Annotated in this window: 24 protein-coding genes; 13 read left to right on the forward strand and 11 right to left on the reverse strand. The window is 61.2% G+C overall.

Annotation, left to right across the window (positions count from 1 at the left end; genetic code table 11):
- Positions 1-15: 15 nt before the first annotated feature.
- Both F8N66_RS30940 and F8N66_RS30945 read left to right on the forward strand, forming a co-directional pair.
- Complete coding sequence (locus F8N66_RS30940; protein ID WP_412070763.1) at positions 16-1,017, forward strand: hydrolase; 1,002 nt, start codon at positions 16-18, stop codon at positions 1,015-1,017.
- 2 nt (positions 1,018-1,019) lie between these two features.
- A complete protein-coding gene (locus F8N66_RS30945; RefSeq protein ID WP_150773680.1) occupies positions 1,020-1,865 on the forward strand; it encodes an AraC family transcriptional regulator in 846 nt (281 codons plus the stop codon).
- Positions 1,866-1,968: 103 nt separating this feature from the next.
- Here F8N66_RS30945 and F8N66_RS30950 read toward each other — a convergent pair whose 3' ends face one another.
- Together F8N66_RS30950 and F8N66_RS30955 are read right to left on the reverse strand one after the other, a co-directional pair.
- Positions 1,969-2,823 (reverse strand): sulfurtransferase, encoded by an 855-nt coding sequence (locus tag F8N66_RS30950; protein WP_150773681.1) that lies wholly within the window; start codon positions 2,821-2,823, stop codon positions 1,969-1,971.
- Positions 2,824-2,856: 33 nt separating this feature from the next.
- Positions 2,857-3,528 (reverse strand): TetR/AcrR family transcriptional regulator, encoded by a 672-nt coding sequence (locus tag F8N66_RS30955; protein ID WP_150773682.1) that lies wholly within the window; start codon positions 3,526-3,528, stop codon positions 2,857-2,859.
- Positions 3,529-3,674: 146 nt separating this feature from the next.
- On the opposite strand from F8N66_RS30955, the gene F8N66_RS30960 reads away from it, so the two are divergent.
- The 5 genes from F8N66_RS30960 to F8N66_RS30980 all read left to right on the forward strand — a co-directional run bounded on the left by F8N66_RS30960 (position 3,675) and on the right by F8N66_RS30980 (position 8,418).
- Positions 3,675-5,105 carry a coniferyl aldehyde dehydrogenase gene (locus tag F8N66_RS30960; RefSeq protein WP_150773683.1) on the forward strand — a complete coding sequence of 477 codons (1,431 nt, stop codon included), beginning with the start codon at positions 3,675-3,677 and terminating at the stop codon, positions 5,103-5,105.
- Between the two features lie 28 nt (positions 5,106-5,133).
- A complete protein-coding gene (locus tag F8N66_RS30965) occupies positions 5,134-5,679 on the forward strand; it encodes a twin-arginine translocation pathway signal protein (protein WP_150773684.1) in 546 nt (181 codons plus the stop codon).
- A gap of 135 nt (positions 5,680-5,814) precedes the next feature.
- Complete coding sequence (locus tag F8N66_RS30970; RefSeq protein WP_150773685.1) at positions 5,815-7,410, forward strand: GMC family oxidoreductase; 1,596 nt, start codon at positions 5,815-5,817, stop codon at positions 7,408-7,410.
- Positions 7,411-7,525: 115 nt separating this feature from the next.
- Entirely contained in the window at positions 7,526-8,005 is a 480-nt protein-coding gene (gene coaD / locus F8N66_RS30975; RefSeq protein ID WP_010564413.1) for a pantetheine-phosphate adenylyltransferase, read from the forward strand.
- Positions 8,006-8,166: 161 nt separating this feature from the next.
- A complete protein-coding gene (locus F8N66_RS30980) occupies positions 8,167-8,418 on the forward strand; it encodes a YfhL family 4Fe-4S dicluster ferredoxin (protein ID WP_003195146.1) in 252 nt (83 codons plus the stop codon).
- A gap of 140 nt (positions 8,419-8,558) precedes the next feature.
- Here F8N66_RS30980 and F8N66_RS30985 read toward each other — a convergent pair whose 3' ends face one another.
- From F8N66_RS30985 to F8N66_RS30995, 3 genes are read right to left on the reverse strand one after another with little or no spacing between them, the layout of a single operon-like run.
- Positions 8,559-8,879: a multidrug transporter gene (locus tag F8N66_RS30985; RefSeq protein ID WP_150773686.1), complete on the reverse strand. Its 321-nt coding sequence runs from the start codon at positions 8,877-8,879 to the stop codon at positions 8,559-8,561.
- A 53-nt stretch (positions 8,880-8,932) separates the two neighbouring features.
- Positions 8,933-9,745, reverse strand: a complete 813-nt coding sequence (mutM, locus tag F8N66_RS30990) for a bifunctional DNA-formamidopyrimidine glycosylase/DNA-(apurinic or apyrimidinic site) lyase (protein ID WP_150773687.1) — start codon at positions 9,743-9,745, stop codon at positions 8,933-8,935.
- A 54-nt stretch (positions 9,746-9,799) separates the two neighbouring features.
- On the reverse strand, positions 9,800-10,615 hold the full coding sequence (locus F8N66_RS30995; RefSeq protein WP_191623075.1) for an HDOD domain-containing protein: 816 nt from the start codon (positions 10,613-10,615) through the stop codon (positions 9,800-9,802).
- 233 nt (positions 10,616-10,848) lie between these two features.
- On the opposite strand from F8N66_RS30995, the gene F8N66_RS31000 reads away from it, so the two are divergent.
- From F8N66_RS31000 to ilvD, 3 genes are all read left to right on the forward strand, one after another.
- Complete coding sequence (locus F8N66_RS31000; RefSeq protein ID WP_017341306.1) at positions 10,849-12,045, forward strand: class I SAM-dependent rRNA methyltransferase; 1,197 nt, start codon at positions 10,849-10,851, stop codon at positions 12,043-12,045.
- Positions 12,046-12,223: 178 nt separating this feature from the next.
- On the forward strand, positions 12,224-13,420 hold the full coding sequence (locus tag F8N66_RS31005; RefSeq protein WP_150773689.1) for an MFS transporter: 1,197 nt from the start codon (positions 12,224-12,226) through the stop codon (positions 13,418-13,420).
- A gap of 290 nt (positions 13,421-13,710) precedes the next feature.
- Entirely contained in the window at positions 13,711-15,552 is a 1,842-nt protein-coding gene (gene ilvD, locus F8N66_RS31010; RefSeq protein WP_150773690.1) for a dihydroxy-acid dehydratase, read from the forward strand.
- A gap of 165 nt (positions 15,553-15,717) precedes the next feature.
- On the opposite strand, the gene F8N66_RS31020 is transcribed toward ilvD, so the two are convergent.
- Positions 15,718-16,773 (reverse strand): haloacid dehalogenase-like hydrolase, encoded by a 1,056-nt coding sequence (locus tag F8N66_RS31020; protein ID WP_150773691.1) that lies wholly within the window; start codon positions 16,771-16,773, stop codon positions 15,718-15,720.
- 239 nt (positions 16,774-17,012) lie between these two features.
- On the opposite strand from F8N66_RS31020, the gene F8N66_RS31025 reads away from it, so the two are divergent.
- Complete coding sequence (locus F8N66_RS31025) at positions 17,013-18,404, forward strand: L-cystine transporter (protein ID WP_150773692.1); 1,392 nt, start codon at positions 17,013-17,015, stop codon at positions 18,402-18,404.
- A 117-nt stretch (positions 18,405-18,521) separates the two neighbouring features.
- On the opposite strand, the gene F8N66_RS31030 is transcribed toward F8N66_RS31025, so the two are convergent.
- Positions 18,522-19,034, reverse strand: coding sequence for a dihydrofolate reductase (locus F8N66_RS31030; protein ID WP_150773693.1), 513 nt, complete (start codon positions 19,032-19,034; stop codon positions 18,522-18,524).
- Positions 19,035-19,133: 99 nt separating this feature from the next.
- Between F8N66_RS31030 and F8N66_RS31035 the strand changes: the two genes are divergently transcribed.
- Positions 19,134-20,504 carry a DUF2868 domain-containing protein gene (locus tag F8N66_RS31035; protein ID WP_150773694.1) on the forward strand — a complete coding sequence of 457 codons (1,371 nt, stop codon included), beginning with the start codon at positions 19,134-19,136 and terminating at the stop codon, positions 20,502-20,504.
- On the forward strand, positions 20,497-21,861 hold the full coding sequence (locus tag F8N66_RS31040) for a GTPase/DUF3482 domain-containing protein (RefSeq protein WP_150773695.1): 1,365 nt from the start codon (positions 20,497-20,499) through the stop codon (positions 21,859-21,861). Before F8N66_RS31035 ends, F8N66_RS31040 begins: the two co-directional genes overlap by 8 nt.
- 107 nt (positions 21,862-21,968) lie before the next feature.
- Here the strand turns inward: F8N66_RS31040 and F8N66_RS31050 are convergent, their stop codons facing one another.
- The 4 genes from F8N66_RS31050 to F8N66_RS31065 all read right to left on the reverse strand — a co-directional run bounded on the left by F8N66_RS31050 (position 21,969) and on the right by F8N66_RS31065 (position 24,875).
- Entirely contained in the window at positions 21,969-22,391 is a 423-nt protein-coding gene (locus F8N66_RS31050) for a hypothetical protein (protein ID WP_150773696.1), read from the reverse strand.
- A 96-nt stretch (positions 22,392-22,487) separates the two neighbouring features.
- Entirely contained in the window at positions 22,488-23,018 is a 531-nt protein-coding gene (locus F8N66_RS31055; RefSeq protein ID WP_150773697.1) for a hypothetical protein, read from the reverse strand.
- 134 nt (positions 23,019-23,152) lie between these two features.
- Positions 23,153-23,713, reverse strand: coding sequence for a phosphonate degradation HD-domain oxygenase (locus F8N66_RS31060; RefSeq protein ID WP_150773698.1), 561 nt, complete (start codon positions 23,711-23,713; stop codon positions 23,153-23,155).
- A gap of 136 nt (positions 23,714-23,849) precedes the next feature.
- A complete protein-coding gene (locus F8N66_RS31065; protein ID WP_150773699.1) occupies positions 23,850-24,875 on the reverse strand; it encodes a putative 2-aminoethylphosphonate ABC transporter substrate-binding protein in 1,026 nt (341 codons plus the stop codon).
- Positions 24,876-24,901: the final 26 nt, after the last annotated feature.

Consider the following 24,901-nt stretch of genomic DNA (forward strand, 5'->3'; position numbering starts at 1 on the left):
ACTGCTTCGAGAACAATCGTGCACCCTCCGTCAGAACGCTTCACCCCCGCCTTTGGCCTCAGCAACCCGCACTTGCAAACCTTGTGGGGACCGCTGTGGCGCAAAACCACCCACATCGAGCGCGAGCGTGAACGCTTGTGGCTCGAAGATGGTGACTTCCTCGACCTCGACTGGCATGGCCCGCACAGCGTCGATGCGCCGTTGGTGCTGGTGTTGCACGGGCTGACCGGCTCGTCGAACTCGCCTTACGTGGCCGGGATGCAAAAGGCGTTGGCTGATCAGGGCTGGGCGAGCGTTGCGCTGAACTGGCGCGGCTGTTCCGGCGAACCCAATCTGTTGCCGCGCAGCTACCATTCCGGCGCCAGCGAAGACCTGGCCGAAGCCATCCGACACCTGCGGGCCAAACGGCCACTCGCGCCGCTGTATGCGGTGGGGTATTCCCTGGGCGGCAATGTCCTGCTCAAGCACTTGGGCGAGAGTGGCCGTGACAGCGGTGTGCAGGGTGCGGTGGCGGTGTCGGTGCCGTTTCGCCTGGACCAGTGCGCGGACCGCATCGGCCAGGGCTTTTCCAAGGTCTATCAAGCGCATTTCATGCGCGAGATGCTGGCCTATATCAAGAACAAACAGCGTCAGTTCCAGCACGACGGGCGAGAGGATGGCCTGGCCGCGCTGGCGGCGCTGGGCTCACTGGAAAACATGCGCACCTTCTGGGACTTCGATGGCCGGGTGACCGCGCCACTGAACGGCTTCGCCGATGCCGAGGACTACTACCGCCGCGCTTCGAGCCGCTACTTCCTCGGCGAAATTCGTACGCCGACCCTGATCATCCAGTCGGCCGACGATCCCTTCGTCTTCCCCCACAGCCTGCCGCAGGCCGATGAGTTGTCCCCCTCCACGCAATTCGAATTGCAGGCCAGGGGCGGGCATGTCGGGTTTGTCGACGGGTCGGTCAGGCAGCCGGGTTACTACCTGGAACGGCGCATCCCGCGCTGGCTGGCCGCCGCAGGACGCGAGTAGCCATGGACGTCAACCAGGGCGAGTCGATCCATTTCTGGCAAACGGCGCCGTTGGCCGGGGTCGAATTGTTGTCGGCGCGCTACATCGAACACCGTTTCGCGCCCCATGTGCACGACGGCTATGTGATCGGCATGATCATGGCCGGCGCCCAGCGCTACCGCTATCGCGGCGCCGAGCACCTGGCGGGCAGTGGCACGCTGGTCTTGATCAACCCCGACGAACTGCACACCGGCCACAAGGGCACGGAGGATGGCTGGCTGTACCGGGCGTTTTATCCGGACAGCGGGCAGATCCTGTCACTGCTGGCCGAACTCGAACTGCCGACCCGCCACCTGCCGGCGTTCGGTGCCACGTTGTACCGCGACCCGGACCTGGTGAGCGGTTTCTGCCAGTTGCATCGTCTACTGGAAAGCCCGGCCACGGCACTGCAACAGCAGACGGCCTGGCGCGAACTGATGCTGTCGTTGTTGCAGCGGCATGCAGCGGTGGCGGATGCCGGCAAACCGGGCAAGGAACATCGGGCGGTGACGCGGGCCAAGGAACTGCTGCACGCGCAACTGACCGCACCGCCTTCGCTCGAAGAACTGGCGGCGGCGGTGAACCTGTCGCCGTTCCATTTCGCCCGGGTGTTCCGCCGCGCCACCGGCATGCCGCCGCACACCTGGCTGATGCAGCAGCGCATCGCCCGGGCGCGGGCGTTGTTGCAGGGGGGTTGCTTGCCGCTGGAGGTGGCAACGCAACTGGGGTTTGCCGACCAGAGCCATTTGAGCCGGCAGTTCAAGCAGGTGTACGGGATGGGGCCGGGGGCGTATCGCAGTGCCCGGCAATCTCCGACGACATACTTCTAATGTGGGAGCGGGCTTGCTCGCGAAAGCGGTGCGTCAGTCGACAACCCTATTGACTGGCACGCCGCTTTCGCGAGCAAGCCCGCTCCCACGTTTTGATTTGCGATTATTCGCCGGTGGCAATCCCGCGCGCCGGATCGTTGATCCACTCACTCCACGACCCCGCGTACAGCGAACCCAACGGATAACCCGCCAGACTCAAGGCAAACAGGTTGTGGCACGCCGTGACGCCGGAACCGCAGTACGCCACCAGATCGTCAGGCGAACGATCACCCAGTTTCGCGGCAAACCGCTGCTTGAGCTGATCGGCCGGCAGGAAACGCCCGTCACTGCCCAAATTGTCGGTAAACGCCGCGCACTGCGCGCCGGGAATGTGCCCGGCAACCGGGTCGATCGGCTCCACTTCACCCTTGAAGCGCGGCAAGGCGCGCGCATCGAGCAGGGTCAGCGCAGGTTGGCCGAGACGTTGCTGCAGCTGTTCGGCGCTGAGGATCAGCGCGTTGTCCGGCGTCCCCGCAAAGCGACCCCGCTCAATGCTCGGTGCATCAAGACTCAACGGTAGCCCCGCCGAGTGCCAGGCCTTGAGCCCGCCATCGAGGATGTACACACCCTCACGCTTGCCCAGCCAGGCCAGCAACCACCAGGCCCGCGCCGCGAAGGCACCGGGACCGTCGTCGTACAAAACCACGTCACTGTCCGGGTTGATCCCCCAGGCTTGCAGGCGCTCGATCAACTCGGCCGGCTCGGGCAATGGATGACGCCCGGTCACCCCCTTGACCACTTTGCCGCTGAGATCACGCTCAAGATCGGCAAAACCGGCCCCGGCGATATGGCCCTCGGCATAGCTGCGCTGACCATAATCCGGGTCTTCCAGGGCAAAACGACAATCCAGAATCACCAGCCCCGGCTGCTCCTTTTTCAGGTCCAACGCTTGCGGGCTGATCAATTGCGCAATGGGCATAACAGGCTCCTGTGATTAAACCGGGTGTCGATCCTACTGCAGTTCTTCAAGCGCCTGGGCCAGTGGCACGTAAAACTCTTCGAACAACGCGTTGACCGCGTCGCGCGCCTGATCCGTGACGAACCCCGCCTCCAGGACCAGCACCTGATAGACCCCGCGCTTGATCGCCTGCTCGCTGAGGTGGCTGGAATTTTCCCGCGTGGTGCACAGAAAACGCACCCAGGACGTGAGAATGATCCAGGCGTTGAGGGTCAGGGATTCGATCTGCACCTTGTCCATGGTCAGGATGCCGGCCGCGACAAACCCTTTGTAGATGGCTGCACCCTGGATCAGGCAGCGTTGGGAAAAGCGCCGATAACGCGCGGCCAGCTCGGCGTCGCTGTCGAGCAGATGCTCCAGGTCGCGATGCAGAAACCGGTAGCGCCACATCGCCGCCAGCAATTCCTGAAGGTAATAGCGCTTGTCTTCGACGGTGGCGGCGCGGCCCTGGGGCGGGCGCAGGAAGCTGTCCACCAGGCTTTCGTATTCGCTGAACAGCACGGCGATGATCGCCTGCTTGTTGGGGAAGTGGTAGTACAGGTTGCCCGGAGAAATTTCCATGTGGGCAGCGATATGGTTGGTGCTGATACTGCGCTCGCCCTGCTGATTGAACAGCTCCAGGCTGTTCTGCACGATGCGCTCGCTGGTTTTGATCCGTGGGGCCATGGCTTGAGCTTAAATTCAGAGTGCGTTGAGGGGCATCTTACGACCGATCCGGATACGGATGAAACCATGGAGTACCCGGGTGTCATTTGACTTTATAGAGCATAGACTCTAAAAATTGCCTCATTACAATAAATCCGGAGCCGACCATGACTGCTGAAATCTCCTACCTGCAAGATCTGCAGCATCCTCTGGCAGAACTCCAAAACCTCTTTGACGCGCAGCGTGCCGCCTACGCCGCCAACCCCCTGCCACCGGCCGCCCAGCGTCAGCAATGGCTCAAGGCGTTGCGTGACCTGCTGAGCAGCGAGCGTCAGGCCCTGATTGACGCCATCAGCCAGGATTTCAGCCACCGCAGCGCCGATGAAACCCTGCTCGCCGAACTGATGCCCAGCCTGCACGGCATCCATTACGCGAGCCAGCACCTCAAGGGCTGGATGCGTCCGTCACGGCGCAAGGTCGGCGTGGCCTTCCAGCCGGCCTCGGCCAAAGTGGTTTACCAGCCGCTGGGCGTGGTCGGGGTGATCGTGCCCTGGAACTACCCGCTGTACCTGGCCGTCGGGCCGTTGGTGGGCGCGCTGTCGGCGGGCAACCGGGTGATGCTCAAGCTCAGCGAATCGACCCCCGCCACCGGCCTGCTGCTCAAGGCGCTGCTCGGGCGGATTTTCCCCGAGGACCTGGTGTGCGTCGTGCTGGGCGAGGCCGATGTCGGCGTGGCGTTTTCAAAACTGCGGTTCGATCACCTGCTGTTCACCGGGGCCACCAGCATCGGCAAACACGTGATGCGCGCGGCAGCGGAAAACCTGACGCCGGTCACCCTGGAGCTGGGCGGCAAGTCCCCGGCCATCGTGTCCCGCGACGTGCCGCTCAAGGATGCCGCCGAACGTATCGCGTTCGGCAAGACCCTCAACGCGGGCCAGACCTGCGTGGCCCCGGACTACGTGCTGGTGCCGGAAGACCGCGTAGGGTCGTTCGTCGAGGCCTACCGTCAGGCGGTACGAGGTTTTTTTCCTACGCTGGCCGACAACCCGGACTACACCGCAATCATCAATGACCGACAACTGGCGAGACTCAACGGCTACGTCAGCGATGCCACCAGCAAAGGCGCGCTGTTGATCCCACTGTTCGAGCAAGGTCAGGGACGCCGCATGGGCCATAGTCTGCTGCTCAACGTCAGCGACGACATGACGGTCATGCAGGACGAAATCTTCGGCCCGCTGCTGCCGATCGTGCCGTACAAGGATCTTGATCAGGCCTTTGCCTACGTCAACCAGCGCCCTCGCCCACTGGCGCTGTATTACTTCGGCTACGACAAGCGCGAACAACAGCGCGTACTTCACGAAACCCATTCCGGCGGCGTGTGCCTGAACGACACCCTGCTGCACGTCGCCCAGGACGACATGCCCTTCGGCGGAATCGGCGCCTCGGGCATGGGCCACTATCACGGCCACGAAGGCTTCCTGACCTTCAGCAAGGCCAAGGGCGTGCTGGTCAAGCAGCGCTTCAACGCGGCGAAATTGATCTATCCACCGTACGGCAAGTCCATTCAGAAACTGATCCAGAAGCTGTTCATCCGCTAACGATCACTCTCCTCGGGTAATAACAATAATGAGCCCAAGCCTGTCCGATACTCCCGCGCTGTCACGGCGCGGCCTGCTCAAATTCAGCCTGGGCGCCAGCGCCTTTCTCGCCACGGCCGGGTTGGGGGCCAGTCTCAGCGGTTGCTCGTCGAACATTCCGGCCAGCGGTTTCGCGACGCTGCGCAACGCCGACCTGCTGTTTCTGCGCGCACTGGTCCCGGTGATGCTCGACGGTGCGGTGGCCCTCGATCGGCTGCCAAGCGCGATCGAAGGCACCCTCAAAGGTCTGGATGAGAGCTTGAATCACTTGTCGCCGGAAATGCTCAAGTTGACCCGGCAATTGTTCGATGTGTTGGCGATGGCCGTGACCCGTGGACCGTTGACCGGCATTTGGGGCAGTTGGGAAAACGCCAGCGCCGGCGATATCCGGCACTTTCTGGCCCGCTGGGAGGACAGCTCGCTGAGCCTGCTGCGCATGGGCCATAGCTCATTGCTGCAACTGGTGATGATGGCCTGGTACGGACGCAGGGAATCCTGGGCGCATTGCGGCTATCCCGGGCCGCCAAGTGTTTGAGACCGTGTCGCCCCATTCGCGAGCAAGCCCGCTCCCACAAAGGGCAACGCGATCCCCTGTGGGAGCGGGCTTGCTCGCAAAGGCGATTTCATTAACACCACTGCATCCAAACCATAACAACAAGAGAACCCAACGATGCCCGTACCCGACCCGTTCCGCGAAGGCATGGCCCGTGGCTGGAAAACCCATGACGGCTCGCAACTGACCCAGGACCTGACCCTCGAAGCCGACGTGGCGATCATCGGCAGCGGCGCGGGTGGCGGGACCACGGCCGAAATCCTCAGCGCGGCAGGCTACAAGGTGCTGCTGATCGAGGAAGGTCCGCTCAAGACCAGCAGCGATTTCAAGCTGCTGGAGGATCAGGCCTACACCAGCCTCTACCAGGAAGGCATCGGCCGCATGAGCAAGGACGGCGCGATCACCATCCTCCAGGGCCGGGCCGTGGGCGGCACCACATTGATCAACTGGACCTCCAGTTTCCGCACGCCACAACCGACCCTGGAACACTGGGCCAGCGAACACAATGTGAAGGGCCACAGCCCGACCGACATGGCGCCCTGGTTCGAAAAAATGGAACAGCGCCTGGGCGTCGCGCCGTGGAGGGTGCCGCCCAACGCCAACAACGATGTGATCCGCAAGGGCTGTGAAAAGCTCGGCTACAGCTGGCACGTGATCCCGCGCAACGTGCGCGGCTGCTGGAACCTGGGCTACTGCGGCATGGGCTGCCCGACCAACGCCAAGCAGTCGATGATGGTCACCACCATTCCCGCCACCCTGGAAAAAGGTGGCGAACTGCTCTACCTGGCCCGCGCTGAAAAACTCCTGATCAACGGTGACAAAGTCACCGGCTTGCAATGCCTGGCGATGGACGAACGCTGCGTGGAGCCCAGCGGCCGCCGCATTACAGTCAAGGCCCGGCATTACGTGCTGGCCGGCGGCGGGATCAACAGCCCGGCGTTGTTGCTGCGTTCCGACGCACCTGATCCGCACAAACGCTTGGGCAAACGGACGTTCCTGCACCTGGTGAACATGTCCGCCGGGCTGTTCGACGAGGTGATCAACCCGTTCTACGGAGCGCCGCAGTCGATCTATTCCGACCATTTCCAATGGCAGGACGGCACCACCGGCAAAATGGCCTACAAACTGGAGGTGCCACCCCTGCACCCGGCGTTGGCGGCGACGCTGCTCGGAGGTTTCGGACAGGACAACGCGCATCACATGGCCAACCTGCCGCACACCCACGCCATGCTGGCACTGCTGCGCGACGGGTTCCATCCGGACAGCCCCGGCGGCAGCGTCGAGTTGCGCGGGGACGGCACGCCGGTTCTCGATTACCAGGTTTCACCTTATGCCTGGGATGGATTGCGCCGGGCGTTTCACAGCATGGCCGAGATCCAGTTCGCCGGTGGCGCCCGAGCCGTGATGCCGATGCACGCCGATGCGCGCTATGTGAAAACCCTGGGCGAGGCACGCACGCTGATCGACGGCCTGAGCCTTGAGTTGTACCGCACGCGCCTCGGCAGCGCCCATGTGATGGGTGGCTGTGCCATGGGCGAAGACCCGAAAAACGCCGTGGCCGACAGCCTCGGCCGCCATCATCAACTGGGCAATCTGTCGATCCACGACGGTTCGTTGTTCCCCACCAGCATTGGCGCAAACCCGCAGTTGTCGGTCTACGGCCTGACGGCGCAACTGGCCACTTCCCTCGCCGAACGTTTAAAAAACCCATGAAAACGACGAACATTCCCATCGTCTATAGTGCTTTCTTACCCAACAGGCGACTTGGCCGACCGGTAAGGCTGCGATACCATCCGACTCCCCAACGCACTCCCGCCAGGACGACGCGATGAACCGAGTGTTGTACCCAGGTACCTTCGACCCTATTACCAAGGGCCACGGCGATCTGGTCGAACGCGCCTCGCGCCTGTTCGATCACGTGATCATTGCCGTTGCCGCCAGCCCCAAGAAAAACCCGTTGTTTCCCCTGGAACAACGTGTGGAGCTGGCCCGCGAGGTCACTAAACATTTGCCGAACGTTGAAGTCGTCGGCTTCTCGACTCTGCTGGCGCACTTCGCCAAAGAGCAGAACGCCAACGTGTTCCTGCGTGGCTTGCGCGCGGTGTCGGACTTCGAATACGAGTTCCAGCTGGCCAACATGAACCGGCAACTGGCCCCGGATGTGGAAAGCCTGTTTCTTACCCCGTCCGAGCGTTATTCGTTCATTTCCTCGACGCTGGTACGTGAAATTGCAGCCCTGGGCGGCGATATCACCAAGTTCGTGCACCCTGCGGTGGCGGATGCCCTGACCCAACGCTTCAAAAAGTAGGAGCTGCCGCAGGCTGCGATCTTCTGATCTTGCTTTTGATCCAGATCCAGCTTGCCACTCAGCCTGCCCTTGATCTCACCCGCGTGCACTGCAGGCGCCAATGCGGCACAATTGCGCATTGATTTATTGCGCCCGGGCCTGCCGCCCCGGCTGGAGTTAGCATGTCCCTGATCATCACCGACGATTGCATCAACTGCGACGTCTGCGAACCCGAGTGCCCGAACGCCGCCATTTCCCAGGGTGAAGAGATCTACGTGATCGACCCTAACCTGTGCACACAGTGTGTCGGCCACTACGACGAACCGCAGTGCCAGCAGGTCTGCCCGGTGGATTGCATTCCGCTGGACGAAGCCCATCCGGAGACTGAAGAGCAGTTGATGGAGAAGTACCGGAAGATTACCGGCAAGGCTTGATCCGTTAGTTTTGTAGCGTTCTCAAGGGCCTCTTCGCGAGCAAGCCCGCTCCCACACCGGATCTGCGTCGTAAACAGATTCCCTGTGGGAGCGGGCTTGCTCGCGAAGGCGTCATTGGCATCGCAGAAAATCCGACTGACTCACTCTGTCTGCTCAAACCCCTCCCCGACGCACCCCAGGCATCGCACGAACGCCGCTTTCGCCGGGTCGACCACCAGAGCCTGCCCCGCATCCCCCACGCCGCCGCCAAGCGCGGTAAAGGGCAACGACACCACAAACACCCCCGCACCGATCACCGTCGCCACGACCAGCAACGGACGGGCAATCAGCAGGTCACCGATCATGGCGTACGCGGGCGGATTCTGAATGGTGTAAAGCGGATCGCCGCTGCCACTGCTGGCAACGGCTGAAGTGCCGACGCTCAGCAACAAGGTGGCGGCGAGGGTTCGAAACAGCTTCATGGCACGGTCCTTCGGCGAGACAGTCAGAACACTGACTATAGACCGTCGGCGTTTCAGCTCTGGCAGCGCGGGCAAAAGACGCTGGCGCGCTGCCCGAGCTTCACTTCCCGCAATTCCGTGCCGCAGACCTTGCAAGGCTCGGCACCGCGGCCATACACGAACAGTTCCTGCTGGAAGTAGCCTGGCTGGCCGTCACCCCCGATAAAATCGCGCAACGTGGTACCGCCGCGCTCGATGGCGGCCGCCAGGATGCGTTTGATCTCGATCGCCAGCTTCAGGTAACGCGCGCGGGAAATGCCCTTGGCTTCGCGACGCGGATCGATACCGGCGGCGAACAACGCTTCGGTCGCGTAGATGTTGCCCACGCCCACCACCACCGCGTTGTCCATGATGAACGGCTTGACCGCCATCGAGCGCCCACGGGACAGCTGGAACAAGCGCTCGCCATCGAACAGGTCGGTCAGCGGCTCCGGCCCCAGGCGAATCAATAATTCGTGGTTGAGCGGGTCGAGGCTCCAGAGCATCGCGCCAAACCGGCGCGGGTCGGTATAACGCAGGGCCAGGCCTGACTCCAGCTCGATGTCCACATGCTCGTGCTTGGCGGCCGGCAGACCGGCTTCCACCAGGCGCAAATTGCCCGACATGCCCAGGTGACTGATCAAGGTGCCGACTTCAGCGTTGATCAGCAGGTACTTGGCGCGACGTTCCACCAGCACGATGCGCTGGCCCGACAGGCGCACATCGAGGTCTTCGGGAATCGGCCATCGCAAGCGCCGGTCACGCACGATCACCCGGCTGACGCGCTGGCCTTCCAGGTGCGGGGCAATGCCGCGGCGGGTGGTTTCGACTTCTGGCAGTTCAGGCATGAAGGTTCTCGAATCTGCAGCTGGAATCGCTCGAAAAAGAAGCCGGTCCGGGACTCAGCGATGCGTGCCGAGGTCGCGGATCGTCTGCTTGAGGGTTTCGAAATCGTAATCCGAGAGGCCGACGTAATCGAGTACCAGCGGCCCGATGCTCTCCCATTCATGGTCTTCGGTCTGGTTGCCCAACACCCGGTAGGACGCACAAATGTGCTCGGCCATCTTCAGGATCGCCAGCAGGTTCTTCAGTGAGCTGTTGCGCGAGGTCTCATCGCTGAAGATCGCCAGGGCGTTGTGGTGATTGGCGATCGCGGCGGTGACATGGTCCGGCAGGCGCCAGGACTTGGCCGTGTAATAGCCAACCACGGCGTGGTTGGTGTTGAACACCTGGTTCTCGGTGTCCACCACCCGGCAATCGGGACCGGCGTTGGCGTAGGCCTGCTCCAGCACCGTCATGTAGTCGGGGAAACGCTGGAGCATCAGCGGCACGCCACAGTCGTGGAACAGACCCAGGGCATACGCTTCGTCGCCGGCCTGGACACCGATGCGCTTGGCCAGGGTCAGGCAGGTCATCGCCACGTCCTGCGCGGTGTCCCAGAAACGGTTCAAGGTGACGATGGTGTCGTCGTTCATCTCGCCCTTGATCGACTGCGCATTGATCAGGTTGATGATCGAACGGCTGCCCAGCAGGTTCACTGCGCGCTGGATCGAAGCGATTTTGTTGGTCAGACCGTAATACGGCGAGTTGACGATTTTCAGCAGGGAACCGGAAAGCCCCGGGTCCTGGGAAATCAGCTTGGCGATCACTTCCAGATCCGGGTCGGGCATGTACTGCTCCATCTGCAGATCCACCATGATCTGCGGTTGGGCCGGCACGCTGATGCCTTGCAGGGATTGTTGGATCTGTTCGGGAGTCAACTCTTGGGACATATGTACACACTCTGGGCCAGACGCGGATTCTAGCCGCATTAAGGTTGGATCCGAAACCTTGGCGGGCCTATCGGTTGAAGTTTCATCCAAGTTCGGGCCTGAGTCACCGCATGTCCATCCGCCGCGCCGAGGCCTTGCGCAACGCGCTATACTCCCGCTCTTTTTTCCGGAGCGACGTCATGTCCCTGCCTAGCCTGCGCCTCAAAGCCAACGCCGACCGCCGTCTGCGCAACGGTCACTTGTGGGTCTATAGCAACGAAATCGATGTAGCGGCGACCCCTTTGCACGGTTTCAAGGCCGGCGACCAGGCGATCCTCGAAGCCGCCGGCGGCAAGCCGTTGGGCATCGTCGCCATGAGCCCGAACAACCTGATCTGCGCTCGCCTGCTGTCGCGCGACATCAAGCTGCCGCTGGACAAGTCGCTGCTGGTGCACCGCCTGAACGTGGCCCTGTCGCTGCGCGATCGCCTGTTCGACAAGCCGTTCTATCGACTGGTCTACGGCGATTCCGACCTGCTGCCGGGCCTGGTGGTCGACCGTTTCGGCGACATCCTCGTTGTGCAGATCGCTTCGGCGACCATGGAAGCCCACAAGGATGACGTGATCGCGGCGTTGACCCAAGTGCTCAAGCCAAGCGGCATTCTGTTCAAGAACGACTCCGCCGCCCGTGACGCCGAAGGCCTCAACCGCTACGTCGAAACCGTGTTCGGCCTGGTGCCGGAGTGGGTCGCGCTGGAAGAGAACGGCGTGAAGTTCGAAGCCCCGGTCATCCAGGGCCAGAAAACCGGCTGGTTCTACGACCACCGCATGAACCGCGCGCGCCTGGCACCGTACGCCAAGGGCAAACGCGTCCTGGACCTGTACAGCTACATCGGCGGCTGGGGCGTGCAAGCCGCAGCGTTCGGCGCCAGCGAAGTGTTCTGCGTCGATGCCTCGGCCTTCGCCCTCGACGGCGTCGAGCGTAACGCCGCACTGAACGGCTTCGCCGAGAAAATGACCTGCATCGAAGGCGACGTGTTCGAAGCCCTGAAGGAGCTGAAAGCCAGCGAAGAACGTTTCGACGTGATCGTGGCCGACCCGCCCGCCTTCATCAAACGCAAGAAAGACATGAAAAACGGCGAAGGCGCCTACCGCCGCCTGAACGAGCAAGCCATGCGCCTGCTCAGCAAGGACGGCATCCTGGTCAGCGCCTCCTGCTCGATGCACCTGCCGGAAGACGACCTGCAAAACATCCTGCTGACCAGCGCCCGCCACCTGGACCGCAACATCCAGATGCTCGAACGCGGGGGCCAGGGCCCGGATCATCCGGTGCATCCGGCGATTGCCGAGACGCGTTACATCAAGAGCATTACTTGCCGGTTGTTGCCGAATAGCTAACAACCCACAACCTCTGTAGGAGCGAGCTTGCTCCTACAGGGTTATTTCCTACAGGAGCAACCTGCATCAAGACAGGAAGCGCCCTACAGCACTTCTGATTGAATTCCCTGCGTCCCAGACTAGTATCGGTTTCTGGTTTCAAGCATGAATGCTTGATCACTCCGGAAAACAAAAAAGAATGTCTGAGTCCACCTGCCCACCACTTAATGCGAACCTGAAACGACAACGAATCTCCCGTTTTATCCTGGTTACCTGTATCTCGTTAATCAGTTTTTTCCCGCTGAATATTCTCCTGCCTTCTTTTCCTGCCTTGGCCACGAAGTTCAACACTTCAACCGCCGAAATCGCCCTCTCCCTCAGCGTGTTCACCTTGGTTTTTTCGATTTCTCAATTAATAGCCGGCCCGCTCTCGGATAAGTGGGGGCGCAAAGAAGTGCTTCTTGGTTGCATCATAATTTCTACATTCGGCTCGATGGGTTGCGCACTGGCTAGCGACTACCTGAGCTTCCTGCTGTTTCGCGCCATCCAGGCCATCGGGTGTGGTTTTTTTGTACTGGGCCACGCCCTGGTGGAGGACCTGTTTGACGAACAGGATCGCGCTCGGGTGCGAATTTATTACATGACTTTGAGCGGCTCCTTTGTTGCGCTATCGCCTCTACTGGGCTCATGGCTGCAAACCACGTTCGACTGGCAAGGCAGTTTTTATGGGTTTGCGCTGATGGCGCTCGGCATGTTTATCCATGCCCAACTGATACTACCTTCCAAATCAACCAGTCCCGAAAGAACACCCGTTTCAGTAATACACACGCTGAAATCCATCGTTGATAATCGAGACTTCATCCGCTATTGGTGGATTGCCGCGCTGGTGTTTGCTTGTTATTTCGCGTTGATCAGCGTGACACCGCTGATCTTCATGGATGAGTTAAAGCTGTCTGAGTACCAATACGCGCTGGTACTTATGGTGTATGGGGTGGCGTACCTCCTTGGTGGAATTGCCGCCACCGCCGTGCAGAAACATATCTCCCTCACTCTGCAAATCAACATCGGGCTTGGACTACTGAGTGCCGCCGGCGTGTTGCTTGCGTTGATCATCATTTATGAAGCAATGACGACGATCACCCTGCTCATACCGATGCTAATCAGCGCTCTGGCCGTCACCCTGGTTCGACCTGCCGCCATTTCCGCGGCAATGCTGCTGTTCTCAAGCAGCGCCGGAACGGCGGCATCAGCAGGCAATAGCATCATGTTCATCACTGCCGCCGTCAGCAGCGCCGCCCTCGCACAAGCCGGCAGCAATTTGCCGATAGCCATCGCTGTCAGCTTCATCGCCTTCAGCTTTTTGGGCTTGCTGGCCAATTTGAGGATCGGCCGGTGACTGCGCACCGTTATCGCTTTGCAATAACGTAAGAGCGAGCATGCCCGCTCCTACAGGGGGTTACACCTACTTGTCTGGTGAGCGGGCATTCCCTCCAGCCGCCAGCCGTGTAGAATCGCGACATTCATCGCCAGTCATCCCCCGGCGGGTTTATGAGCTCAAGCTGAAGCGCGCGGCGATCCCGCAAAGTTATCGGCAAACTTCAGGACACACGGCCATTTCCGGGTGTTCCAGACGTCAATAGAAGCTCACTTCCCTTTTGATACCTGATTAGCCGCCCGGAGTGCTTCATGCCTGATTACCGCTCGAAAACATCCACCCATGGCCGCAACATGGCCGGCGCCCGCGCACTGTGGCGCGCCACGGGGATGAAAGATGACGACTTCAAAAAGCCGATCATCGCCATTGCCAACTCCTTCACCCAGTTCGTACCGGGCCACGTCCACCTCAAGGACCTGGGCCAACTGGTCGCCCGTGAAATCGAACGCGCCGGCGGTGTAGCCAAGGAATTCAACACCATCGCGGTCGACGACGGCATCGCCATGGGCCACGACGGCATGCTGTATTCGCTGCCGAGCCGCGAGATCATCGCCGACTCCGTCGAGTACATGGTCAACGCCCACTGTGCCGACGCCATCGTCTGCATTTCCAACTGCGACAAGATCACCCCTGGCATGCTGATGGCGTCCCTGCGCCTTAACATCCCGGTGATCTTCGTGTCCGGCGGCCCGATGGAAGCCGGCAAGACCAAACTGGCCAGCCACGGTCTCGACCTGGTCGACGCCATGGTGATCGCCGCCGACTCCAGCGCTTCCGACGAGAAAGTCGCGGAATACGAGCGCAGCGCCTGCCCGACCTGCGGATCGTGCTCCGGCATGTTCACCGCCAACTCGATGAACTGCCTGGTTGAAGCCCTGGGCCTGGCACTGCCGGGCAACGGTTCGACCCTGGCCACACACAGCGACCGCGAGCAGCTGTTCCTGCAGGCCGGCCGCACCATCGTCGAGCTGTGCAAGCGTTACTACGGTGAGAACGATGAGTCGGTGTTGCCGCGCAACATCGCCAACTTCCAGGCATTCGAAAACGCCATGACCCTGGACATCGCCATGGGCGGTTCCACCAACACCATCCTGCACTTGCTGGCCGCCGCCCAGGAAGCCGAGATCGATTTCGACCTGCGCGACATCGACCGTCTTTCGCGTCACGTGCCGCAACTGTGCAAGGTCGCGCCGAACATCCAGAAGTACCACATGGAAGACGTGCACCGTGCCGGCGGGATCTTCAGCATCCTCGGTTCGCTGGCCCGTGGCGGCCTGCTGCACACGCAGCTGCCGACCGTGCACAGCCGCAGCATGGAAGAAGCCATCGCCAAGTGGGACATCACCCAGACCGACGACGAAGCGGTGCATCACTTCTTCAAGGCCGGCCCGGCAGGCATCCCGACGCAAACCGCGTTCAGCCAGTCGACCCGTTGGGACACCCTGGACGACGACCGTGAAAATGGCTGCATCCGCAGTGTCGAACATGCCTACTCGCAAGAAGGCGGCCTGGCCGTGCTGTACGGCAACATCGCCCTGGACGGTTGTGTGGTGAAGACGGCGGGTGTCGATGAGTCGATCCACGTGTTCGAAGGCAACGCCAAGATCTTTGAAAGCCAGGACAGCGCCGTGCGCGGCATCCTCGCCGACGAAGTGAAGGAAGGCGACATCGTCATCATTCGCTACGAAGGTCCGAAAGGCGGCCCGGGCATGCAGGAAATGCTCTACCCGACCTCCTACCTGAAATCCAAAGGCCTGGGCAAAGCCTGCGCCTTGCTCACCGACGGCCGTTTCTCCGGCGGCACCTCGGGCCTGTCCATCGGCCACGCTTCGCCCGAAGCGGCTGCCGGCGGTGCGATCGGTCTGGTGCAGGACGGCGACAAAGTGCTGATCGACATTCCGAACCGCTCGATCAACCTGTTGGTCAGCGACGAAGAACTGGCGGCACGCCGGGTCGAGCAGGACAAGAAAGGCTGGAAACCGGTGGAAGTGCGCCCACGTAAAGTGACCACCGCGCTGAAAGCCTACGCCCTGCTGGCGACCAGCGCCGACAAGGGTGCGGTGCGTAACAAGGCGATGCTGGACGGGCTCTAAGCCTTAACCGTCGAACAAAAAATGCCCCGCCAAGTGCGGGGCATTTTGTTTTCACCGAGCCCCTGTAGGAGCTGCCGAAGGCTGCGATCTTTTGATTTTGATTTTTAAAAGCAAGATCAAAAGATCGCAGCCTTCGGCAGCTCCTACAAATGAATCCAATCAGCCTTACTGAATCTCTTCAGGCTTGACGATCACCCAATTCTTGTCCGCCGTCACCGGCAGCCCTTCCTTGGCCTGGGCCGCGGCGTGCTTGGCCATCATGCCGTTGATCTGGGTCATGTACTTGTCCTTGCGATTGACCCACAGGTGGATGCCGCCCTTGGCCACGTCGACATCATGGAACAGCATGTAGCCGTCGCTGGTCGGGGTATCGCCGCCGACGAGGACCGGTTTTTTCCATTCATCGATGTAGGTCAGGATCGCCGCGTGTTTGCCCGCCATCCAGGTCGCCGGGGTCCACAGGTACGGGGTCAGTTCCAGGCCGAGGTTGGCCTTCTCGTCATATTTGCCGGCGGTGATCTGCTTGCGCGCGGTGGTCAGCTCGCCGGTCTTTTGATCCTTGAGCAGCAGCGACACGCCGATGACATTCTGCGGCTTGACGTTGTAGCCGTACTTCGGATCGGCCGCGACCATGCGCACCAGCTCTTCGGAGGCCGCGGTCATGACGTAGACCTCGATGCCGTTCTCCATCAGCTTGTTGTACAGCTCTTGCTGGCCGGTGAAGATTTTCGGCGGGTTGACGTCGAGGTTCTTGACCACGTCGCCTTCGTAATAGGTGGCGGGCACCGGTTTGCCGGAAGCCATCAACTCATCGACGTAGCCCTTGAGTTCCTTGAGGGTGAAGCCGGAAAACACCTGGGCGACCCACGGATAGCAGACCATGTCGTCGACTTCACAGAGGCGGTAGTAGTAGCTGAACAGGCTTTCCTTGTGGTCGGCGGTGTCCTTGAACGGCATCAGCTTCAGGGAGGGGTCGAGTTTGTCGCGGGTGATCAGGCCCTTGTTCTCCATGAACGGCAACAACGACTCTTCGAGGTCATAGCGGTAACTGGTGTTGTCCATGTCGAACACCGCGTAGTTACCCTTGTTGGCGTTGGCGGCGATCATCGCGTCCAGCGCCTTGGCCTGATCGGCCGGCCAGTGTTTCAAATCCGTGGCGAATACCTGGCCGGCGAGGCCAAGGCAAAGAGCTGCAGCCAGTAATTTCGGTGCAAACTTCATCGACTTTCTCCCTGAATGAAAGACATCGACGCTATCAAATAAGTGTGACAGTCCCCGTCTGTCAGCGACCGCCAACGAGCCTATCGCGCCAGCCGTATTCCCAAAAGCGACACCGGCTTATTCCAAAAACGACAGTTTCAAGACGTTTTTGATATTAAATCATTAGATTTCAAGCTGTTAGGCTTGCCGGTTCGCAGCTGCCCCGGAAGGCAGTTGGCACATGTCTAATGGGAGTTCCAATGAATCTGCCGCTGATTCTCAATCTGCTGGTGTTCCTCGCCCTGCTCTTCGGCTTGGCGCAAACCCGCCACACCACCTGGAGCCTGGCAAAGAAAGTCCTGCTCGCTTTGGTGCTGGGCGTGGTGTTCGGTGTCGCGCTGCATACGGTCTACGGGACTGGTCATCCAGTGCTGAAAGCTTCGATCGGCTGGTTCGATCTGGTGGGCAACGGTTATGTGCAATTGCTGCAAATGATCGTCATCCCGCTGGTGTTCGCCTCGATCCTCAGCGCCGTGGCCCGCCTGCACAATGCTTCGTCGCTGGGCAAAATCAGCTTCCTGACCATCGGCACGCTGCTGTTCACCACCGCCATCGCGGCGCTGATCGGCATCGGCCTGACCAACCTCTTCGGCCTCACGGCCGAGGGCCTGGTGGCCGGCACCCAGGAAATGGCCCGTCTGCAAACCATCCAGACGGACTACGCGGGCAAGGTCGCCGACCTGAATGTGCCGCAACTGCTGCTGTCGTTCATTCCGCAAAACCCGTTCGCCGACCTGGCGCGGGCCAAGCCGACGTCGATCATCAGCGTGGTGATCTTCGCTGCGTTCCTCGGCGTCGCAGCGCTGCAGTTGCTCAAAGATGACGTGGATAAAGGTCAGAAAGTGATCAACGCCATCGACACCCTGCAAGCCTGGGTGATGCGCCTGGTGCGCCTGGTGATGAAGTTGACACCGTACGGCGTGCTGGCGCTGATGACCAAAGTGGTCGCCGGTTCCAACCTGCAAGACATCATCAAGCTGGGCAGTTTCGTGGTGGTGTCCTACATCGGCCTGGGCCTGATGTTTGTCGTCCATGGCCTGCTGGTGTCGGCCGCCGGGATCAACCCGCTGCGCTTCTTCCGCAAGATCTGGCCAGTGCTGACATTCGCCTTCACCAGCCGTTCGAGCGCCGCGACCATTCCGCTGAGCATCGAAGCGCAGACCAGCCGCCTGGGCATCCCACAGTCGGTCGCCAGTTTCGCTGCGTCGTTCGGCGCGACCATTGGCCAGAACGGCTGTGCCGGTCTGTACCCGGCGATGTTGGCCGTGATGGTTGCGCCAACCGTGGGCATCAATCCGCTGGACCCGTTGTGGATCGCGACGCTGGTGGCGATTGTGACGCTGAGTTCGGCCGGTGTGGCCGGGGTGGGCGGCGGTGCGACCTTTGCCGCACTGATCGTGCTGCCGGCGATGGGGTTGCCGGTGTCACTGGTGGCGTTGCTGATTTCGGTCGAGCCGTTGATTGATATGGGGCGTACAGCGTTGAACGTGAGTGGCTCGATCACGGCCGGTGCGATGACCAGCCAGGTGATGCAGCAGACGGATAAAGCAGTGCTGGATGCGGATGAGCATTCGGCGTTGGCGCACGCGTAGGAGCTGCCGCAGGCTGCGATCTTTTCGCGGCCAGCAAAGATCAAAAGATCGCAGGCTTCGCCAGCTCCTACAGGGTTCTATGCGGACTCTGTAGGAGCTGCCGCAGGCTGCGATCTTTTAGGCTTTTTCCCAAACCTCGAAGTTGTACGCCGGCTTGTCACCCTCCGGCGGATTTGGCACATCTGAAACCAGTTTCCATTCCTTCAAATCAAACGCCGGAAACCACGCATCCCCCTCCGGGCTCAACGCCACGCGCGTCAGATACAACCGATCCGCCTGCGCCAACCCCTGCGCATACAACTGCGCCCCGCCAATCAGCATCAGCTCATCGACGCCCTGCGCTTTCGCCCATTCTTCGGCGCGAGCCACGGCGGCTTCCAGCGACGGGTAAACCTCCGCGCCTTCCAGCACCAGGTCCGCCTGACGGCTGACCACGATGTTCAAGCGCCCCGGCAACGGACGACCGAGGGAATCCCAGGTCTTGCGACCCATGATGATCGGCTTGCCCAGGGTGGTGGCCTTGAAGTATTTGAAATCCCCCGGCAAGTGCCAGGGCATGCTGTTGTCGACGCCGATCACACGGTTTTCACCGAGGGCTGCGATCAGGCTTAAGGGGAGTGATTTAGTCATGCCGGCGAGGATACCAGAGGCTCGGCTTCTCGCAACGTAGCCCCCCGACCAGCGCCACAGCGGTTATGCTCACAGCTCAATTAAGCGACGGGATGCCGCGTGACTGAACTGAATAAACTCTGGCTGACAGAAACCATCCGCCTGCGCGAAGAACACGCCGGCCCCCTGGACGATCTGGAAGCCAATCGCCTGGCCCGCAGCGCGGGTGGCGACTTGCCGACACGCATTCAACGCCGGGCCCTGTGGCTGGCCGAACGGGATGGCTTGAGCGATGCGCTCAAACACTGGCTGCAAGGTGCGCGACTGGCGCTGATGGTGCTGGCGGTGTTGGCCGTGGTCAGCGGCGCCGGCCTGGCCTTTGCCGCTTTGGGTGACGGACAGGCGCCGGTCAATGTCTTCTGGGCCTTGGGCAGCCTGCTCGGGCTGAATCTGATCCTGCTGTTGAGTTGGGCGTTCGGCCTGGTGTTTGCCGGCGAACACGGCGCCAGCCTTGGACGCCTGTGGTTGTGGCTCAGCGAAAAACTCGCGCGGGACGCAAAAGCCGCACAATTGGCACCCGCCCTGCTCTTGTTGCTGCAACGACAGAAACTCAACCGCTGGGCCATCGGCGTGCTGGTCAATAGCTTGTGGTTGCTGGCGATGCTCAGTGCGCTGGTGATGCTGCTGACGTTGATGGCCACCCGGCGCTACGGATTCGTCTGGGAAACCACCATCCTCGGCGCAGACACTTTTATCACCCTGACTCAAGGCCTCGGCACCCTGCCGGCTTTGCTCGGTTTCAGTGTGCCCTCGGTCGAGATGATCCGCGCCAGTGGCGACGCCGCGCTGAACATCGAAAGCGCCCGGCAGGCCTGGGCCGCTTGGCTGGTTGGGGTGTTGCTGGTGTACGGCGTGTTGCCGCGCCTATTGCTGGCGCTGTTTTGCCTGTGGCGCTGGAAAACCGGCCGGGCAGCCTTGCATCTCGATTTGAACCTGCCCGGCTACGCGCAACTGCGCGAGCGTCTGATGCCCACCAGCGAACGCCTGGGCATCAGCGATGCGGCGCCCGAGCAACTTCACCGGGTCGAAAGCGGGGTCAGCGAGTCGCAGAGCGAGGGCGCCTTGTTGGTGGCCATCGAACTGGACGACCAGCGTCCATGGCCGCCGCCACTGCCGAAAAACGTAAGTAACGCCGGCATCCTCGACAGCCGCGAATCGCGCAACAAGCTGCTCGAACAATTGAGCCGCTTCCCCCCGGCCCGCCTGGCCATCGCCTGCGATCCGCGACGTTCACCGGATCGCGGCAGCCTGGCGTTGATCGCCGAACTGGCCCGCAACGCCAGCGCCACCCGCGTCTGGCTGCTGCAGGCGCCGCCCGGTGAAGCGCTGGATGCTGATCGCCTCGGTGATTGGCATGCCGCCCTGCAACAGCTGGAGCTTCCATTCGCCGATTGTGCGCCGTTGAATTGGCTGGAGACGGGCCATGACTAAACCGCTGAAACTCGCCGTGGTCGGCCACACCAACGTCGGCAAAACCTCCCTGCTACGCACCCTGACCCGCGACGTCGGCTTCGGCGAAGTCTCCCATCGCCCCAGCACCACACGACACGTCGAGGGTGCGCGCTTGTCGGTGGACGGCGAACCCTTGCTCGACCTGTTCGACACGCCGGGCCTGGAAGACGCCATCGCCCTGCTCGATTACCTCGAACGCCTTGAGCGCCCGGGCGAACGCCTCGATGGCCCGGCACGACTGGCGCGTTTCCTGGAAGGCAGCGAAGCGCGCCAGCGGTTCGAACAGGAAGCCAAGGTACTGCGCCAGCTGCTGACCTGCGATGCCGGCCTCTACGTGATCGACGCCCGCGAACCGGTGCTGGCCAAGTACCGCGACGAACTGGAGGTGCTGGCCGGTTGCGGCAAGCCGCTGCTGCCCGTGCTGAATTTCGTCAGCAGCGCCAACCACCGCGAACCGGCATGGCGTGAAGCACTGGCGCGTCTCGGTCTGCATGCGCTGGTGCGCTTCGACAGTGTCGCGCCACCGGAGGATGGCGAGCGTCGACTCTATGAAAGCCTCGCACTCTTGCTGGAGCACGCCCGTCCGCAGCTGGAGCGATTGATTGCCGATCAACAGGCGCAACGCTTGGCGCGCCAGCAAAGTGCGGCGCGACTGATTGCCGAGTTATTGATCGATTGCGCGGCTTGTCGACGCAGCGTGGTCAGCGAAGCCGAGCAGGAACAGCAAGCCATCGGCGAACTGCGTAAAGCTGTTCGCCAGCGGGAACAACGCTGCGTCGAAGCGCTGCTCAAGCTTTATGGCTTCCGTCCACAGGACGCGGCGGCCAGCGATTTGCCGCTGCTCGATGGCCGTTGGGGCGATGACCTGTTCAATCCGGAAACGTTGAAGCAATTAGGTGTGCGGGTCGGCGGCGGGATCGCCGCCGGCGCGGCAGCCGGGGCCGGGGTCGACTTGCTCGTCGGCGGCCTGACCCTCGGTGCCGCCGCACTGGCCGGGGCCATCGCCGGCGGCGCCCTGCAAACCGCGCGCAGTTACGGCAGCCGGTTACTGGGCAAGTTCAAGGGGCAACGTGAACTGACGGTCGATGACAATGTGCTTCGGCTGTTGGCGTTGCGCCAACGGCAACTGCTGCAAGCGCTGGATGCCCGTGGGCATGCGGCGATGGACAGCATTCAGGTGGCTACGCCGCAGGACAAATCCTGGCGCGAGGGCAAGCTGCCGGAGGCACTGAGTAAAGCGAGGGCGCATCCGCAGTGGTCGTCGCTCAATGCGCATGCGAAGTTGAATCAGGCGGAGCGGCAGGAGCAGGTTGAGGAATTGGCGCAGCAGTTGTAGAGCGTTGCCCCTGTAGGAGCGGCCGAAGGCTGCGATCTTTTGATCTTGCCTGTAAAAAGCAAAATCAAAAGATCGCAGCCTTCGGCAGCGCCTACGGGTGTCCCGGGTTACCAGCCGAGCTTCAAAAACTCCCGAACCAGAGTGTTTAACCGCGTTCGATCGGTGCGGTTGGCATGGCCGTCGTTGTCGATGTCCGAAACCAGCACGACCTCGAAAGTACCGTCGTTATCAAGGTCATGGACCGCTGCCTTGTAGGCGATGATCGGCCCCTGGTGAAAATGCAGCCGCACCGATTCCGGGGTGCCATCGCCGGACGGGTTCAACGAGAATATGCGCAGATGCCGTTCCTCACCTTCACCCTCATTGAACCATGCACATCTCAAGTACGTGGTACCGAAGGTCCTCAGCAGCCGAATCTCGGCGTCCGTCGCCTCACGCAGCCATTGGTCATCTTCAAAAAACTGGAACCGAAGCGTTTCGGCCACCCCTTCTCCGCTTCGGTCTTGGGCGATTACTTTCAAAAAGCGCATCTTGTTGCTCCTTGCAATGTTCCTTTGCGTGCGTCCATTTAGCAGGTCCCGCGAGATAACACTTCACCATCTCGCGCTCCAATGCTCCGACATTAATTACTTCCACCGGAACTTGAGGAAAGCATCAGCCAACAACTGCACCAACTGGCCATCCACCGCATCGATAACACCATCCTGGTTAATATCCTGGTGGATGTTCCACTCAAGCTTGCTGTCATTGTCCAGATCACAGGCGGCATGCCATGAAACCAACGTGCGCCCCGCTGCTGGCCCGCCCTGGTGAAGGTTTAGCCGAACGATGTCCGGGGAGCCATCTGCATGCAAATCTTCGGCGTAAGCCTTCAGATATCGCTTCCAGGTTGCTCCGCGGTTCGACCAATTCAGTTGCAGATACGCATTGGCGAAGTTCTCCAGCAACCGTTCGTCTACCGTGTTTTCACGGATATCACCGGTGACATCGCCTATCTTGAATTCGACTTTGCCGTCACCGTTGATGTCCAGCGCAAACGCCGTACTTCGTAAAATTGCCGCTCCACCGGTTTCGGGCTGTTCAAAAAAGTGCAGGATGACTGTATCCGCCTTCCCGTTACGAAGACGATCTTGGGCTGTTGCTTCTAAATAACGCATGAGCGCTCCCCGCTTGAGATAAGAAGCGCAAACACTACCTCCTGGGCCTCTGCTGAACCTGTCGCCGCATACCGCTACGATACGTAGAAGGTTTCGCTATCGACTGTCTGACTTCTGCATCTGTCACGAAAGAATCAGGTGTAACTCAACAACGCCTCAGCCTTGCGCTTCAGGATTGCCAGATCCATTACCGGCACTGCTACTTTTTTCGCCAACTCGTCCCACTGGCGCATGCGCAGGCTGACCTCACACAACGGGTCCTGCTCGAATGCCCGGGCTTCGGCTTCGGTCATCACCCCGCCTTGGTACTCCAGCGTCCGGCGACTGGCTTCGCTCAAGCGCTCGTAGTACCCCGGCTCCCTGAGCGTCAGGTAGCGCTTGGCCTGAACGTGGTATTCGACCAACCGCGCCATGCGTTCGCTGAAGCCAAGGCTGCGCAGGTAATCGGCGCCCAGCCGTTCATGGCTGACCACGCCGAAGCCGCCCATGTTTTCCGCACCTTCGGCGCAGATGTGCCCGATGTCGTGGAAAAACGCGGCGAGCACCACTTCGTCGTCGAAGCCTTCGGCCATGGCGCACTGCGCGGCCTGGGACATGTGTTCGATTTGCGATACGGGTTCGCCGATGTAATCGGCATCGCCGAAGCATTCGTACAGGGCGAACACCTTGGCGACTGTTTGTTCGTTGCTGTTCATCAAAAGTCTCGCGACGAATTGAAATTTGCGTTGAAGGGTAGACCGCTTTCGCGGGCAAGCCCGCTCCCACAATGGAATGCATTTCCCTGTGGGAGCGGGCTTGCTCGCGAAGAGGCCCTTTCAGACGGCGAAGAGCTTACTTGGCCGCCACTTTCTCGGACTTGCCGTCATAACGCTTGCGCCATTCGGTCAGGATCTCGTCGCGATTCTTCGACGCCCAGGCAAAATCGTTCTTGATCAAACGCTGCTCATAATCAGCCGGCAATTCGGTCTGCGGCTTGGCGATCCCCGGTTGGGCGAGCACGGCGAAGTTCTCTTTATAGAGTTCCATCGCTTCCGGGCTGGCCGAGAAGTCGGCGAGTTTTTTCGCTGCGTCTTCGTGGGGGGTGCCTTTGATCACGGCGGTGGCTTCGATCTCCCAGCCCAGGCCCTCTTTCGGCAGGATGATGTCCAGCGGCGCGCCCTGGCGCTTGAGCTGGACGGCCGGATATTCGAAGGAAATGCCGATCGGGAATTCACCCGCCGCCGCCAGTTTGCATGGCTTGGAACCGGAGTGAACGTACTGGCCGATGTTCTGGTGCAGGTCGTCCATGTACTGCCAGCCCTGCTTCTCGCCGAAGGTCTGCAACCAGGCGCTGACGTCGAGGAAACCGGTGCCGGACGAAGCCGGGTTCGGCATGACGATCTTGCCTTTGTACTCAGGCTTGGTCAGGTCTTGCCAACTCACCGGCTTGGTCAGGCCCTGCTTCTCGGCTTCGACGGTGTTGAAGCAAATGGTCGCGGCCCAGACGTCCATGCCGACCCACGCTGGCGGGTTGGCGGCGTCGCGGTAGTTGCCGCCGATCTTGCCCAGGTCCTTCGGCGCGTAGCTTTGCAGCATGCCTTGCTGATCGAGGATCGCCAGGCTCGAAGCGGCCAGGCCCCAGACCGCGTCAGCCTGCGGGCGAGCCTTTTCCGCCAGCAGCTTGGCGGTGATGATGCCGGTGGAGTCACGCACCCACTTGATCTCGACGTCCGGGTTGGCCTTCTCGAAAGCTTGCTTGTAGGTCTTCAGCTGTTCGGCTTCGAGGGCGGTGTACACCGTCAACTCGGTTTTCGCCGCAAAGGCGTTCAGGCTGAAAGCGGTGAGGACAGCAGCGGCCAGGGCCAAGGGCTTGAACATGATCTTTTCCTGTTTTTGAGTTGAGG

The organism is Pseudomonas fluorescens (assembly GCF_902498195.1).
GTDB lineage: Bacteria > Pseudomonadota > Gammaproteobacteria > Pseudomonadales > Pseudomonadaceae > Aquipseudomonas > Aquipseudomonas fluorescens_BU.

Bases quoted from the DNA above. Each gene is read 5' to 3' on its own strand.
- F8N66_RS30945 (WP_150773680.1), top strand. From the start codon at position 1,020: ATGGACGTCAACCAGGGCGAGTCGATCCATTTCTGGCAAACGGCGCCG.
- F8N66_RS30950 (WP_150773681.1), bottom strand. From the start codon at position 2,823: ATGCCCATTGCGCAATTGATCAGCCCGCAAGCGTTGGACCTGAAAAAG.
- F8N66_RS30955 (WP_150773682.1), bottom strand. From the start codon at position 3,528: ATGGCCCCACGGATCAAAACCAGCGAGCGCATCGTGCAGAACAGCCTG.
- F8N66_RS30960 (WP_150773683.1), top strand. From the start codon at position 3,675: ATGACTGCTGAAATCTCCTACCTGCAAGATCTGCAGCATCCTCTGGCA.
- F8N66_RS30965 (WP_150773684.1), top strand. From the start codon at position 5,134: ATGAGCCCAAGCCTGTCCGATACTCCCGCGCTGTCACGGCGCGGCCTG.
- F8N66_RS30970 (WP_150773685.1), top strand. From the start codon at position 5,815: ATGCCCGTACCCGACCCGTTCCGCGAAGGCATGGCCCGTGGCTGGAAA.
- coaD (WP_010564413.1), top strand. From the start codon at position 7,526: ATGAACCGAGTGTTGTACCCAGGTACCTTCGACCCTATTACCAAGGGC.
- F8N66_RS30980 (WP_003195146.1), top strand. From the start codon at position 8,167: ATGTCCCTGATCATCACCGACGATTGCATCAACTGCGACGTCTGCGAA.
- F8N66_RS30985 (WP_150773686.1), bottom strand. From the start codon at position 8,879: ATGAAGCTGTTTCGAACCCTCGCCGCCACCTTGTTGCTGAGCGTCGGC.
- mutM (WP_150773687.1), bottom strand. From the start codon at position 9,745: ATGCCTGAACTGCCAGAAGTCGAAACCACCCGCCGCGGCATTGCCCCG.
- F8N66_RS31000 (WP_017341306.1), top strand. From the start codon at position 10,849: ATGTCCCTGCCTAGCCTGCGCCTCAAAGCCAACGCCGACCGCCGTCTG.
- F8N66_RS31005 (WP_150773689.1), top strand. From the start codon at position 12,224: ATGTCTGAGTCCACCTGCCCACCACTTAATGCGAACCTGAAACGACAA.
- ilvD (WP_150773690.1), top strand. From the start codon at position 13,711: ATGCCTGATTACCGCTCGAAAACATCCACCCATGGCCGCAACATGGCC.
- F8N66_RS31020 (WP_150773691.1), bottom strand. From the start codon at position 16,773: ATGAAGTTTGCACCGAAATTACTGGCTGCAGCTCTTTGCCTTGGCCTC.
- F8N66_RS31025 (WP_150773692.1), top strand. From the start codon at position 17,013: ATGAATCTGCCGCTGATTCTCAATCTGCTGGTGTTCCTCGCCCTGCTC.
- F8N66_RS31030 (WP_150773693.1), bottom strand. From the start codon at position 19,034: ATGACTAAATCACTCCCCTTAAGCCTGATCGCAGCCCTCGGTGAAAAC.
- F8N66_RS31040 (WP_150773695.1), top strand. From the start codon at position 20,497: ATGACTAAACCGCTGAAACTCGCCGTGGTCGGCCACACCAACGTCGGC.
- F8N66_RS31050 (WP_150773696.1), bottom strand. From the start codon at position 22,391: ATGCGCTTTTTGAAAGTAATCGCCCAAGACCGAAGCGGAGAAGGGGTG.
- F8N66_RS31055 (WP_150773697.1), bottom strand. From the start codon at position 23,018: ATGCGTTATTTAGAAGCAACAGCCCAAGATCGTCTTCGTAACGGGAAG.
- F8N66_RS31060 (WP_150773698.1), bottom strand. From the start codon at position 23,713: ATGAACAGCAACGAACAAACAGTCGCCAAGGTGTTCGCCCTGTACGAA.
- F8N66_RS31065 (WP_150773699.1), bottom strand. From the start codon at position 24,875: ATGTTCAAGCCCTTGGCCCTGGCCGCTGCTGTCCTCACCGCTTTCAGC.